The organism is Chryseobacterium sp. GVT01B (assembly GCF_019970045.1).
Lineage (GTDB): Bacteria > Bacteroidota > Bacteroidia > Flavobacteriales > Weeksellaceae > Chryseobacterium.
The window spans coordinates 355,625-369,930 of record NZ_JAHXYI010000006.1 but is presented as its reverse complement, the minus strand read 5'-3'; the positions used below and the strand labels follow the sequence as shown (position 1 = coordinate 369,930).

Here is a 14,306-nt window from a genome sequence, read left to right as displayed (position 1 = left end):
TTTTCTTAGATTTGGGGTGATAAAATAGATTGTAATGAATAAAATCCCGAAAATAGGATGCGCTTGTGAAAAACCTGACTTCAATTATACTGAATTCAGAAGTTCAGAATTAGGTATAGATCATACTAACGGAAGATATGGAGAAGTTTCTATTTAGCAATGCAAATTGTGTCAGAGAATATGGATTCATTATTTTGTAGAATATGAAAGTTTTTCCAAATCAGGAAGATGGTACAAAGGAATTGTTTCAAAAAAAGATCGTTCACAGATAACTCCTGAAAATGCAGTAGAATATCTGGAAAGCCTTGAGTGGTATGTATATGGAGGTTCATTTTTTGAAAGTACGGGTACATTTGGACAAGGAAAATTGACTCTATAATGTTTCATGCTTAATAAAAATAAGCCTTAAAATTAAAGCCAAATCAATGAAACCATTTATAATTATTATTTTGATGCTGAATTCTGTTGCAATGATTGCTCAGCAGAAGACTATCTCCAGAAAAGAGTTGTTGAAAACAGCTATTGATCAGAGTGTTAAATCGGCGGAAGTTCAGGAAATAACAATGGTCGCAGGACTGGCAGCTCCCAAACATGTGCATCCATGTCCTGTAGTAGGAATCATAAAGTCTGGTGAGGCTGTTTTTCAGATTGAAGGACAGGAAAGTGTTCTTCTTCGTGAAGGAGATGCTTTCTATGAGCCTAAAAATACTACAATTCTTCATTTTGATAATGCATCAGCAGAAAAACCGCTGATCTTTACAGCAATTTATCTCAAAGAAGGAAATGAAGAAAATATAAAATTCATAAAATAACATTTTTCATAAAACTAAAGCATATAATTATCATTTTTAAAATTGATAAAACTCACTTTGGTGCTTGGTAATTTATATGTAAATTTGTGAGAATTAAGATAGATAATAATAAACAAATTCATAGAATAACATGAGTCAATTCGATGTTACCGTAATAGGTTCTGGTCCCGGTGGTTATGTTGCTGCTATCCGTGCAGCACAATTAGGTTTCAAAACAGCAATTATTGAAAAATATTCAACTTTAGGCGGAACTTGTCTTAACGTTGGATGTATTCCGTCAAAAGCGCTTCTTGACAGCTCTGAACATTTCGAAAATGCAAAACACAATTTTGCAGGTCACGGAATTATCATCAATGAGCCGCAAGCGGATATTGCAAGAATGATCGAACGTAAAAACGAAGTGATCAAGCAGAATACAGATGGAATCAGCTACCTGATGAACAAAAACAAAATTACTGTTTTTGAAGGCGTGGGAAGCTTCGAATCTGCTACTCAGATTAAAGTGACAAAAAACGATGGTTCTTCTGAAACTATCGAATCTAAATATACAATCATTGCAACAGGTTCTAAACCATCTGCATTGCCTTTCATCTCTTTAGACAAAGAAAGAGTGATTACTTCTACAGAAGCTTTAAACCTTAAAGAAATTCCTAAACATTTAGTTGTAATCGGAGGAGGTGTTATCGGTTTGGAACTGGGTTCTGTATACCTAAGATTAGGAGCTCAGGTAACAGTTGTTGAATTTATGGACAAAATCATCCCTGGAATGGATGGGGCTTTAAGCAAAGAATTGACTAAAGTTCTTAAAAAACAAGGTATGAAGTTTATGCTTTCTACTGCGGTTTCTGCGGTTGAAAGAAACGGAGATACTGTAAAGATCACTGCTAAAGATAAAAAAGGAGAAGAAGTAGTAGTAGAAGGAGACTACTGTTTAGTTTCTGTAGGTAGAAAACCATATACAGACGGTCTTGGCCTTGAAAAAGCTGGGGTAGAACTTGACGAAAGAGGAAGAGTAAAAGTAAACGATCACCTGCAAACTAACGTAGCTAATATTTACGCAATCGGTGACGTTATCAAAGGGGCAATGCTTGCTCACAAAGCTGAAGAAGAAGGAGTCTTTGTTGCTGAAACATTGGCAGGACAAAAACCTCATATCAATTATAACCTGATTCCTGGTGTTGTTTATACCTGGCCGGAAGTTGCAGGAGTTGGTAAAACTGAAGAGCAACTGAAAGAAGAAGGGGTAGCTTATAAAGTGGGATCTTTCCCAATGAGAGCATTAGGTAGAAGCCGTGCAAGTGGTGATGTAGATGGTCTTGTGAAGATTATTGCAGACGAAAAAACAGATGAGGTTTTAGGAATGCACATCATCGGAGCGAGAGCTGCTGACCTTATTGCTGAAGGGGTAATTGCTATGGAATTCCGTGCAAGTGCTGAAGATATCGCAAGAAGTTCTCACGCTCACCCAACGTATGCAGAAGCAATTAAAGAAGCTGCATTGGATGCTACAGGGAAAAGACCAATCCATATGTAATAATTGATTAAAAGATTTAATCATTTAAATATTTAAAATTAAAGGCTGTTTCTTTTTGAGACAGCCTTTTTTATGTGTTTTTTGGCATGAAAATGGAGATTGATTTTTGAAAATGTAATGCATGAAAAAGATTTTTATCAGTTGGATGCTTTTAGCAGGAATCAGCTCATTTGCTCAGGAAGCAGGAAAAGCAGGTGAGTTATTAAAAAATGAAGCTTCCACCACAGAAATGAAAGCTCCGAAAAGTTTCAATGAAAGAAATAAAGCTTTCGATCAGTCAAGATCCGGAAACAATAATATTCCTCAGGGAAACAGAAATACCCGTCCAAATTATCAATGGAAGAGAAACTACGGCTATGCGGAAGTTTTTCTGAGAATTCCTGAACAAGGCTTTTTTACTATTGAAGTTGGAGACCAGATGATGGCAAATGGTTCCGGAAAATACAGATTTTTTGATCTGTCATCAGGGAGAATGCCAATTTCAATCTACGAAAATGGTTTTCTGATTTACAGGACCACTCTTATGCTTCGTAATAACAGCAGAATAGTATTGGATTTTTTCACTAATGAAGGTTTATATCTTTTGGATTCTTATCCCGTTCAGGGCCAATATGGCTTCAATGACTGGAATGATGTATGGAACAATCCTTACGGAAATCAACCGGGAGACAGATATAATCAGGGGAATGTAATGGATGATAATTCTTTCCGCCAGTTTTATGATATGATGATGAGGAATGAGAGTTTTGATGACGGTAAAATAACCATGATCAATCAGCAGATGCGAACTACAATGTTTACTTCCGTACAAATAAGAGATCTGGTGAAAGCAATCAGTTTTGATAATAAAAAGCTGGCACTGGCCAAGTCTATGTACCGTAACTGCGTTGATAAAAACAGATATTTTATGGTATATGATACTTTTGATTTTGAAAGCAGTAAACGTGAACTGATGGATTATATTTCTAATTTATAAAATATATTTCTCGGTTATTTTAAACTCTGAGAAATCTGATATTTAATAGAAACGGGCTTTAGCCCGTTTATTTTTTGCAATCAACCCACTGGCTTTAGCCAAAACATATTTTTTACATTATTTTCAGTTTATCATAAAACTTAGAATGTTTCGGAGCAATATTCAACTGTATCCCAAAAGTTACTCCTTTAAAATATTTTTCTCTGTGAATTGGGAAAGAATAACCGGTATTGAGAAATACTGCATTGAATAATGAGATGCCTATTCTCGGTTCCAATGAATAAGGATTGCCGGATATTCCAATTAAAAATCCAGCACGGAGAAGGTTGACATTCATCTCCGGAATAAATTTATCTGTATTGTTAACATGGGTGTAAAGTAAAGAAGGGCCTAGGATAATAGAACCATCATAGCTATTTCCGAATCTATATTCCAATCCTGCCTGCAGAACATTTCTTCCGGTATATCGGTAAGAAACATTCAATGCTGTTTTCTCCAGTAGCTGAGCTTTTAAAAAGATAACGGAAAGAAGCAGAGATAGGATGAAATATTTTTTCATGTTTCGTTTTTTATTCAAATGTACAGGTTTTACAAGCTTTATAAAAGGTCAAAAATAGGTCATTAAAAGATTATAATGGGATTGACTAGGTTGGCATCTTCAAATTTCCGTACCTTTGTCAGCTAATTTTATCATCAATGCAACTCGGAAAAACTCAAACTTTAACAATTTCAGAACAAATTAATTCAGGATGGATCCTTGTAGACGAATCCGGAGAAAAAGCTTTTCTGCCTAAAATCTTTATTCAGGATGAAAAAGAAACCGGCGATGAAGTTGAAGTTTTTGTATATCAGGATGACGATAAATTAAAGGCAACTACTGAGATTCCATTGGCTGAAGTAGGTGAATTTGCGGTGATGAGCTGCGTACAGAGTCTTCCTAGTGGAGCTTTTATGGATTGGGGAATCATTAAGGATTTATTTATCCCCTACAAACAGCAGAAAACCAAAATTATCGAAGGTAAAAGATATCTGGTTTATATCTATGTAGATGAAGATATGGAGCTGATTACGGGGACAACAAAGTTTAAGAGAAACCCACAGTATGATGATCTTCCGTTTCAGAAAGGAGACAAAGTAGATCTGCTTATGATGAACGAAAGTGAACTGGGCTGGAACGTGGTTATTAATAAACAATACATAGGTTTGATCTATGCTTCCGATGTTTTCAAAAAACTGTATCCGCTGTCTGAAGAAAAAGGATATATTAAAATGATTCGTGAAGACGGGAAAATAGACGTTTCCTTACAGCCGGATGGTTTTGAAAATATCGATGAGTTCAAACAGAAGATTCTTAACAGCCTGGAAGAAAACTACGGACTTTTGTATGTATCCGATAAATCTTCTCCTGAAGAGATCAAGGATGTGCTTCAGATGAGTAAGAAAAATTTCAAAAAAGCGATCGGAGGACTTTATAAAGATAAGATTATCGATATTTTAGATGATAAGATCAAATTATTATAACAAAAAAACGAGCAGAAATTTCTGCTCGTTTTTTTTGTTATTCCTATTCTTGATTGAAGTAGCCCACGTAAATTTTATGTCAGAAGAATTCTCTAATAACCTTTTTAGAGAATATGATTTCCTGTTTTGAACATTTTCTTATTTCAAATTTCAATTCATGAACATGATGAATGTCATAACAATTATGTTTAATTTTTTTGTTTAACAATTTTGTCAAAAATAAATTTTAATATAAATTTGCACAAATTTGTTTAACAAAAATGTCAAATCAAGCAAAAAAAGACCAAACACAGGAATTGATCAAGGAGACAGCGAAGAATTTGTTCTTTGTGAAAGGAAAATTTGATGCTACTACGCAGGAGATTGCCGATGAAGCAGGAGTGAACAGAACTCTTATTAATTACTATTTCCGTTCAAGGGATAAGCTTATCCAGATCATCTTTGATGAGGCTCAAAGAGTAGAACAGGAAAAATCGAAAATTATTCAGAATTCTGCCCTACCTTTTAAAGAGAAGATCAGCCAATTCATAGAAAGCAGCCTTTCTACAAGCCTTCAGTATCCGTATCTGGAAACGTATATCGTATCGCAGATCAATAAAGGAACCTGCCACCACAGAGAAATTGAGGAAGATATCCTGAATGAAATGTATAGTGACATCGAAAAAGAAATGGAATTGGGAAATATAGAAAAAATGGCTCCGGTTCAGTTTATTCTGAATATGGTTGCGCTGTTGGTATTCCCAAGTGCCATAAGACCGTTATTTATGGAAAATTTATTAATTAATGATGAAGAATATGATAAGATCATTTCCGAACGAAAAGAGATTATTATCAATATGTTGTTCAAAAACTAAAAAAACTAAAGTATTTCTGAAAATGATTCGTCATTTAGAAATAAATAATGACTGAAGATTAAATAAAAAATAAACGAAGTATAAAATTATGAATAGAAAACGTATAACTGCTACAAAGCTAAAAATTGGGATAGCTTCAGCATTTATGATTTTCGGCTCTACATTGATGTCTGCCCAGCAGCAGGTTTCCCTGCAGGAAGCAATAAAACAGGCACTTCAAAATAAGGCAGAAGCTAAAAAAGCTGCTTTACAGGTCAAAAAAGCCGAATATAAGATTGATGAAGCCAGAGCCGGTGCTTTACCACAGGTCACTGCAACGGCGGGTTTAACCTATAACCCAATTATCCAGGAATCTTTACTGGAATTTGGAGGAGAGAAAATCAGAGCTCAGTTTGGGCAGCCTTGGGGTTCAACAGCTTCTGTACAACTTCAGCAGGCAATTTTTGATCAAAGAGTATTTACAGGGCTTAAAGCTGCAAAATCAACAAGAGAGTTTTATGTACTGAATGCTCAGTTAACCAATGAACAGATTATTGAGAATGTAGCTACAGCTTATTATCAGGTTTTCGTACAGGAGGAAAATCTTAAAACGGTAACTGCCAGCTATGCCAACACTGAAAAAGTAAGAAATGTTATTAAAAGTTTGGTTGATAATGGTTTGGCAAAAGCAATCGATTTAGACAGAACAAACGTACAGCTTACGAATATTGGTTCCAATAAACAGACTTTAATCAACTCTGTTGAGCTTTCGAAAAATGCGCTGAAGTTTTATATGGGAATCCCTATTGCTACAGACATAGAGCTTGAAGAAAAAGAGATCCTGCCAAAACCTGAGCTGATTGCAAGCAACGTAAATCTTAATGATCGTACAGAGATCAAAGTTTTAAATAAAAACAGGGAACTTTTGGTTTTCAATAAAAAAGCAACCGAAGCATACCTTTATCCATCAGTAAATCTTACTGCGAACTACGGATGGGGAGCAAACGGAGCAAAATTCCCGTTGACAAATGGTCTTAGTAAAGGAGTTCTTTGGAGCGATTATTCAGCAATTGGTTTGAATGTAAATATTCCTATTTTCACAGGAGGAGCTACAAAAGCGAAGATCAATCAGGCAGAAATAGATATTCAGGATCTTGATGTAGATATTGAAAACACTCAGTTGAGCTTAAGTTTAGATTATAAAAATGCAGTTACCAATATGGAAAATGCATTGATTAATATCGAAAGCATGAAAGATAATGTAGGATTGGCAGAAAGAGTACAGAAAAATACTCAATCTAACTACCAGAACGGTTTGGCAACCCTTACGGAAGTGCTGGATTCTGAAAATGCTTTAACTTCAGCAAAACAGAACTATTCTAATGCATTGCTGGATTACAAACAGGCAGAGATCAAGCTGATAAAAGCTAAGGGTGAACTAAACACACTACAAAACTTATAATAAACTAAAATGAAAAAAACTTTAATATATATCATCGTAGCAGCTGTACTTATAGGTTTAGCCGCGTATAAGATTGCCGGGAACAAAGAAAAGCAGAATAAGGAAGTAAAAGAAGTTGCCAAGCAGGTAGATAAAATCAACGTTAATATTGTAACCGTTACAAGAGAAAATATTGATACAGACTACTCAGCCAACGGAACTTTCATTCCTAAACAGGAAATGAACCAGTCTTCTGAAATCTCAGGACGTATCGTAAATGTTTTGGTAAAAGAAGGTTCAAGAGTTAGTGCAGGTCAGGTGTTAGCAACGATCAAAAGAGATGCTATCGAAGTGGATGTTACTCAGGCACAGAATAACCTTCAGAATGCTATTATAGATAACCAACGTTATGAAAATGCATACAAGACAGGTGGCGTTACAAAGCAACAGCTTGATAATTCAAGATTACAGTTGAAAAATATGCAGGCAGCAGTTAAAGCACAAAGCGTAAAAGTAAACGATACAAGTATCCGTGCAGGAATTAGCGGTACGATCAATAAAAAAATGGTAGAACCGGGGACTGTAGTTTCTATAGGGACTTCCATGTTTGAAATTGTTAATATCAACAGTCTTAAACTTTCTGTATTGGTAGACGAAAGCCAGGTTGGAAGAATTGCATTGGGTCAGGAAGTTCCAATTAATGTTAACGTTTTACCAGAAGACTCTTTCAGCGGTAGAATTACATTCATTGCTCCTAAGAGTGATGCTACTTTAAATTTCCCGGTTGAAATTGAGGTTCAGAACAGAGGTAATCTAAAAGCAGGGATGTATGCAACTGCTACATTCAAAACCAATCACGGTGCTGAAACCCAAAATATGTTGACTGTTCCTGCAGAAGCTTTTGTAAATGGAGTAAGCTCAGGTCAGTTATTCATTGTAAACAATGGTACAGCTAAATTAATTAAAGTTCAGACCGGAAAAGTATATGGCGATAAAGTTCAGATCTTAAGCGGATTGAATGGAGGTGAGCAGGTGGTTACCAGCGGACAGATTAACCTTGATAATGGTTCGAAAATCAATATCGTAAAGTAAGCAGAAGATGAAGTTAGCAGAAATATCCATTAAAAGGCCATCGCTGGTTATCGTATTATTTACGATACTTACGCTGGGTGGTTTATTAAGTTACTCCATGATGGGGTATGAGTTGATTCCAAAGTTTGAAACCAATATGGTAACCATTTCTACGGTATATCCGGGAGCTTCACCTTCTGAGGTGGAAACTTCGGTAACCCGAAAAATTGAAGATGCCGTTGGTTCTTTGGAAAACGTGAAAAAAGTAGAATCTTCATCTTACGAAAGTTTATCGGTTATTATGGTTCAGCTGAATACCGGTGCCGATGTAAACTATGCTTTGAATGATGCACAGAGAAAAGTAAATGCTATTTTGGCAGATCTTCCCGACGATGCAGATCCTCCTTCTTTGCAAAAATTTTCATTGGATGATCTCCCGATCATGACTTTGAGTATTTCCAGTAATAAACTGAATAATAAAGATCTTTATGATCTTTTAGATAAAAAAATCGAGCCTATTTTTTCCCGTGTAAACGGTGTAGCTCAGGTAGATCTTGTAGGTGGACAGGAAAGAGAAATTCAGGTAAGCTTAGATGAGAAGAAAATGCAGGGATACGGTCTTGCGATCGCAGATGTACAGCAGGCAATTCTTTCTTCCAATCTGGATTTTCCAACAGGAGCTTTGAAAACAAGGACTTCAAGATCTACGATCAGACTTTCTGGAAAGTATAAAAATGTTGCTGAAATGAATAATCTTGTTGTTTCCAATAAAAATGGAGCTCAGGTGCGTTTATCTGATATTGCAACCGTTTTCGATACACAGAAAGATGTGGAGAAAGTGGCAAGATATAACCAGAGTTCAACGATTTTACTTCAGGTTAAAAAACAATCTGATGCCAATGCGGTTTCAGTTTCAGAATTAATTAAGAAAACAATCGCTGATGTTCAGACCAATTATAAAACTCAGGCGATTAAGATCAATATTGTAGATGATACAACAGACTTTACACTTGAAGCCGCAGACCATGTAATTTTCGATTTATTCTTAGCGATTATTCTGGTAGCAGTAGTAATGTTATTGTTCCTTCATAACATCAGAAATGCATTTATCGTAATGGTTTCTATTCCGATGTCATTGATTGCAACGGTAATTGGAATGTATCTGATGGGATATACCTTAAACTTAATGAGTTTACTTGGACTTTCATTAGTTGTTGGTATTCTTGTGGATGATGCGATTGTAGTTTTAGAGAACGTTTATCGTCACATGGAGATGGGAAAAAGCAGAATTCGTGCGGCATACGATGGTGCTTCAGAAATTGGATTTACCGTAACGGCAATTACATTGGTAATCGTGGTGGTATTCTTACCGATTGCGATGAGTTCAGGATTGGTTGCTGATATCCTGGCGCAGTTCTGCGTTACCGTAGTTATTGCGACAATGTTCTCATTATTGGCGTCATTTACGATTATTCCTTGGCTATCTTCAAGATATGGTAAATTGGTGCACCTTTCAGGTAAAAATCCTTTTGAGAAGTTTATTCTCTGGTTCGAAAAACAATTGGAAAAATTCACACACTGGATCACAGGAATTCTGGAATGGTGTCTGAAAACAACATTAAGAAGAGTAATGACGGTTATTATAACATTTATTATTTTGATCTCTTCATTTATGTTGGTTGCATTTGGTTTCATCGGAGGTGAATTCTTCCCTAAAATGGATAGAGGGCAATTCCTTGTTCAGATGGAATTACCAAAAGATGCTTCTGTAGAAAAAACCAATCAGGTTACTCTTGCCGTTGAAAAATATCTGAGAGAAGACAAAGATGTTGTAGATATGATCACCACAGTTGGTCAGCAGTCATCAGGTTTTGGTGGAGCACAGGCTACTTTGTACCAGTCAGAGATTCAGGTGATTTTGGTAGATAAATCTGAGCGTAATGAAAGCACAGATATCAAGTCTGCAAGAATTAAGAGAGCCTTAGAAGAAAAATTCACAGGAGTTGAATTTAAAACGGCACCAATCGGATTAATGGGAGCAGATAATGCACCAATTGAAATGGTAGTGACTGCTCAGGATAATGAAACCGCAAATAAAGAAGCCAACAGAATTCTTGAGTTACTTAAAAAAGTTCCCGGTTCTGTAGATGCAGAATTATCAACTGATGCTGGTAGTCCTGAAGTACAGGTGAATATCGACAGAGATAAGATGGCCTCTTTAGGCTTAAACCTTTCGAGTGTAGGACAAACAATGCAGACCGCATTTAACGGAAATACAGACGGAAAATTCAGAGCCGGAGAATATGAATATGATATTAATATCCGTTTTGGTGATGCAAACAGAAAGTCTATTGAAGATGTAAGAAATCTTATGTTTACCAATCCTAAAGGAGAACAGATAAGATTGAGTCAGTTTGCGGAAGTGAAAATGGGATCAGGACCAAGTTTGTTGGAGCGTAGAGATAAAGCCCCTTCTGTGAAGGTAAAATCTAAAGTAGTAGGTCGTCCTGTAGGAGATGTTGCCAATGAGTGGGCTGCTAAATTTATGGATAACGAAAAGACCAAACCGGCAGGAGTAAGCTACATCTGGAGTGGTGATATGGAAAATCAGACCGAAGGTTTCGGTACTTTAGGGATTGCATTGATGGCTGCTATTGTATTGGTTTATTTGGTAATGGTTTCATTATATGACTCATTTGTATATCCGTTTGTGGTATTATTCTCTATTCCTCTGGCATTGATCGGAGTAATGGTAATTCTTGCCATCACCGGAAATTCATTAAATATATTTACGATGCTGGGGATGATCATGTTGATTGGTTTGGTTGCGAAGAATGCAATTATGATTGTCGACTTTGCGAATATGAGAAAAGAAGCTGGTGCAAGTACGCATGATGCTTTGATTCAGGCCAATCATGCACGTCTTCGTCCAATCCTTATGACCACTATTGCGATGATCTTCGGTATGATCCCGATTGCAATTGCGAAAGGAGCCGGAGCAGAAATGAACAATGGATTAGCTTGGGTAATTATTGGTGGTTTGACATCGTCATTATTCCTGACTCTAATTATTGTACCAGTAGTATATTCATTATTTGACTCTATCTTAAGAAGAATGGGCAAACATGAAAAAGTGGATTACGAAACTGAAATGAAAGCCGATTATGTACATAGAGAGCTAAGCGAAGACGGATTCACTTCGAAACATGTAGATAAATAAATATTAAGCCTTTAATTAACCGAAAGCGCTTCAGATTTTCTGAGGCGCTTTTTTGATGCTGATTAAAGATTGTTTTGGCTAAAGCCGTCGGATGATGTTTGTTCATCTAATTGGGCTAAAGCCCATTTCTATTGATAATTAATTATATAATAAAAATATTTTGCCTCCGTTAATCACGCAGTAAGAAGATGTTCAATAGGAGTGGGCTAAAGCCTGCTTAACTGTATAGGACCTAATATTGGCTTTAGTCCAAACATAATATCCGGTTTTTGACAACAAAAAAGCTTCCAGTATGCACTGAAAGCTCTTCTATATTGTAATGTAGAAAAAATTAATCTGCCATAGCCTCTCCGGACTTTCTATAGATAAAGTTTCCATAGATGTGTCTTCTTGCAAAACGGCTTGGTGAATCAGCGTTGACCATTTTGATATACGTATTTCTTGGAACTCCCATATACTCATACATATTTCCGTTCAGATGCTGAACCATTAAAATTGACTTCTCAAGATAGAAATCCTGGATGTTAGATTTTGTAATGGTTTCAGTATATTCTTCTTTGTATTTTTCCTGTGTTTCAGAATTAATACTTACCAAAAAGTGATACGCCTCAATCACAGACTTGCTTTTTTCTTCTGCTTCTATTTTTCCGGCTTCATCATTAATGAATTTATCAGGATGTGTATCTTTCATCACATTTCTGTAAATAGTCTTTAATTCTTTTAAAGTAACATTTTTATCTACTCCAAGAAGTGTTCTGTGTTCACCAATTTTTTTCATATCTCTAAACCTTATTTTCGGGGTGCAAAATTAAGAAATTAAATCCATAAAATCATAACTTATTCATTATTAATTTATTTGGGTTATTTTAAGATAGGTGAAATGGACTCGATATAAGCTTATAGAATATGTATAATCAACTTTTACAGCTAATTAAACTCCGAGTACAGGTTTTTATTTAACTTAAAATAAATAAACCCGTTCTTAAAATCAATCACAGTATTGAATCTTTTTAAAAACTGATTTCCAAAAAAACCGGCCATTTTTTCTGTAGAATCTATTCCCTCTGTAGAGCCGGAAAGGGTAATCGGGAGGTTATAAAGATATTTCTGGGCGAATTTTACAGCTGGGGAGAGAACAACAGGCATTTCATATACAGAGCCATCAGAACCTCTTGCTGTAGCCTTGCCGATGGTTTTCATAGCTTTTACCAACGTATTCTTTTTTGCGAAAGGAGAAGCTATTGTAAGTACATCATCCGCTCCGCTGTCGAGGCCAAAGAATCCTGAATATTCCTTACCATACACTATCATACTGCTTTCTACTGTCGGATAGTTGTCAATCATGTGCAGTTTTACTTTCTCATATCCTATTAAATCAATAGATCGGTCATTTTCTTCATAAAAACGGATTTCATTTTTATGATAATCAATTTCAATGATTTTTCCTTTCATCAGGTCTGTTCCGAAAACTCCGTCAAAATCTGCAGAACCATAAGGAATAAGAGCAAACTGTATATCGTTTTTCTGAATGCTTCCAAACTGCACTGTATTATGGCTGCTGTAATCAACCATATTTACCCCGTTTGAGCCCTTATTTTCAGACTTTCCATCAATGTTAAGCGGTACTTTTTTCTTTGCATTGATATTGATGACAGAACCATTGGCACCTGTATCAAACAGGAACTTTATACTGTCGGTTGTATTGACTTTGCAGTAGAGATAAACAGAATTGTTTTCCAGAGAAAAGGGTAGGATAACAGGTTTATTTTGAGCTGATGTTACAGAAAATAACAAGGTCAGAATAATAGTAATGAGTTTCATGGAATTAGTTTTATATGAACGAAAATAATTGTAATTGTTGCTTCCACAAAGAAATAACCATCTATTAACCCTGCTTTAACCGTTTCTTAACCGTTCTTTATAAAATAACTGCAAATAAAAAACAGTACCCAATCGGAGTACTGTTTTTATATTTTAATCATTAAATCTTTTGATTTTTGAATCAATATTATGGTTCATCACAAGTTCTCTTCAGCTTCGTAAAGATCTTGTCAAAATCCTTGTAAGAAGTTACCTCATCCTCACGTTTCTGTCTGAAACTGCTGTTGGCACAATTGTGAAAACCAAGGCCGATAAGATCTATCAGCGCATAATCTTCTTTCTGTGGATCATTCATTTTGACATCAAATCTCGCCATTACACTTTTCGGATCAGCATTATTTTTACTTTTAAGCTCAGTGTAGTTTTTCCATGCGATAAACATCTTTTCTCGGTCTGGAGAGGATATTGCATCAATCTGTTCTCTGCAGGTGTTGTAATATTTACTGTTTTTAAGTGTGGAAGGATCAGAATAAGCCAGGATTTCTTCTTTATTCAGCTGGTATTCATTTTCAAAAGAATCAATGGTTTCCTCCATTAATTTTTTCCATCTTGGAAGATCAATGACTTTAAGGCTGTACAATTCCTTTTTCTTTTCTTCATATTGCTTCTCCAGTTCCTGTAAATAAACTTCTCTGTTTTGGCGGATTTCTTCAAGCTGGGAAAGTTTAAAAACAGGTCGGGTATCAAATACAACCCCATTGAACTGATACAAAAGCTTATTGACTCCGTCTATTTCTTCTTTTTTATATTTAGCCGAATCAAAATACCCCTTATTATCACAATTAAAAGTCTGATAGCTGTAAGGTGTCAGATTGTTTGCTTTTGCAGGAGTTTTTTGCCCCCAAATAGTAATGGATAAGGCCAAAGCAAGCCCGATCATCATTTTTTTCATGTACATAACCTGTTGAAAGAATCCGAATTTTCTGAATTTCAGTGCAAAATTAACGCTTTAAATTCAAAATATAAAGAATTAAATAGATTTTCTCAATAGAATTCTCATATTTTATAAAGATTTTG

The 14,306-nt window shown here is 35.6% G+C and carries 14 protein-coding genes; 10 read left to right on the top strand and 4 right to left on the bottom strand.

From position 1 onward, the window contains the following. The first annotated feature begins 34 nt into the window (after window positions 1–34). The 5 genes from LC457_RS23415 to LC457_RS16550 all read left to right on the top strand — a co-directional run bounded on the left by LC457_RS23415 (window position 35) and on the right by LC457_RS16550 (window position 3,322). The gene (locus LC457_RS23415; RefSeq protein ID WP_262904082.1) at window positions 35–157 is read left to right on the top strand and encodes a hypothetical protein; all 123 of its coding nucleotides are present in this window, start codon (window positions 35–37) and stop codon (window positions 155–157) included. Between the two features lie 9 nt (window positions 158–166). Beyond that, window positions 167–379 (top strand): hypothetical protein, encoded by a 213-nt coding sequence (locus LC457_RS16565; RefSeq protein ID WP_223600875.1) that lies wholly within the window; start codon window positions 167–169, stop codon window positions 377–379. A 46-nt stretch (window positions 380–425) separates the two neighbouring features. Next, a complete protein-coding gene (locus LC457_RS16560) occupies window positions 426–812 on the top strand; it encodes a cupin domain-containing protein (protein WP_223600874.1) in 387 nt (128 codons plus the stop codon). 130 nt (window positions 813–942) lie between these two features. Further along, window positions 943–2,346 (top strand): dihydrolipoyl dehydrogenase, encoded by a 1,404-nt coding sequence (gene lpdA, locus LC457_RS16555; RefSeq protein WP_047374277.1) that lies wholly within the window; start codon window positions 943–945, stop codon window positions 2,344–2,346. 121 nt (window positions 2,347–2,467) lie between these two features. Then, window positions 2,468–3,322 carry a DUF4476 domain-containing protein gene (locus LC457_RS16550; RefSeq protein ID WP_223600873.1) on the top strand — a complete coding sequence of 285 codons (855 nt, stop codon included), beginning with the start codon at window positions 2,468–2,470 and terminating at the stop codon, window positions 3,320–3,322. A gap of 112 nt (window positions 3,323–3,434) precedes the next feature. On the opposite strand, the gene LC457_RS16545 is transcribed toward LC457_RS16550, so the two are convergent. After that, window positions 3,435–3,881 (bottom strand): hypothetical protein, encoded by a 447-nt coding sequence (locus LC457_RS16545; RefSeq protein ID WP_223600872.1) that lies wholly within the window; start codon window positions 3,879–3,881, stop codon window positions 3,435–3,437. Between the two features lie 137 nt (window positions 3,882–4,018). Between LC457_RS16545 and LC457_RS16540 the strand changes: the two genes are divergently transcribed. The 5 genes from LC457_RS16540 (at window position 4,019) to LC457_RS16520 (ending at window position 11,408) form a co-directional block, all read left to right on the top strand. Next, window positions 4,019–4,843 (top strand): S1 RNA-binding domain-containing protein, encoded by an 825-nt coding sequence (locus LC457_RS16540; RefSeq protein ID WP_223600871.1) that lies wholly within the window; start codon window positions 4,019–4,021, stop codon window positions 4,841–4,843. 260 nt (window positions 4,844–5,103) lie between these two features. Next, window positions 5,104–5,697, top strand: coding sequence for a TetR/AcrR family transcriptional regulator (locus LC457_RS16535; protein WP_223600870.1), 594 nt, complete (start codon window positions 5,104–5,106; stop codon window positions 5,695–5,697). Between the two features lie 88 nt (window positions 5,698–5,785). Continuing rightward, window positions 5,786–7,138, top strand: coding sequence for a TolC family protein (locus LC457_RS16530; protein ID WP_223600869.1), 1,353 nt, complete (start codon window positions 5,786–5,788; stop codon window positions 7,136–7,138). 9 nt (window positions 7,139–7,147) lie between these two features. Beyond that, the gene (locus LC457_RS16525) at window positions 7,148–8,209 is read left to right on the top strand and encodes an efflux RND transporter periplasmic adaptor subunit (RefSeq protein ID WP_223600868.1); all 1,062 of its coding nucleotides are present in this window, start codon (window positions 7,148–7,150) and stop codon (window positions 8,207–8,209) included. A 7-nt stretch (window positions 8,210–8,216) separates the two neighbouring features. Next, on the top strand, window positions 8,217–11,408 hold the full coding sequence (locus LC457_RS16520; protein WP_223600867.1) for an efflux RND transporter permease subunit: 3,192 nt from the start codon (window positions 8,217–8,219) through the stop codon (window positions 11,406–11,408). 331 nt (window positions 11,409–11,739) lie between these two features. Here LC457_RS16520 and LC457_RS16515 read toward each other — a convergent pair whose 3' ends face one another. The 3 genes from LC457_RS16515 to LC457_RS16505 form a co-directional block, all read right to left on the bottom strand. Beyond that, entirely contained in the window at window positions 11,740–12,186 is a 447-nt protein-coding gene (locus LC457_RS16515) for a KTSC domain-containing protein (protein ID WP_223600866.1), read from the bottom strand. 149 nt (window positions 12,187–12,335) lie between these two features. After that, entirely contained in the window at window positions 12,336–13,229 is an 894-nt protein-coding gene (locus tag LC457_RS16510; RefSeq protein ID WP_223600865.1) for a retropepsin-like aspartic protease, read from the bottom strand. 187 nt (window positions 13,230–13,416) lie between these two features. After that, window positions 13,417–14,181, bottom strand: coding sequence for a hypothetical protein (locus LC457_RS16505; protein WP_223600864.1), 765 nt, complete (start codon window positions 14,179–14,181; stop codon window positions 13,417–13,419). Window positions 14,182–14,306 lie beyond the last annotated feature (125 nt).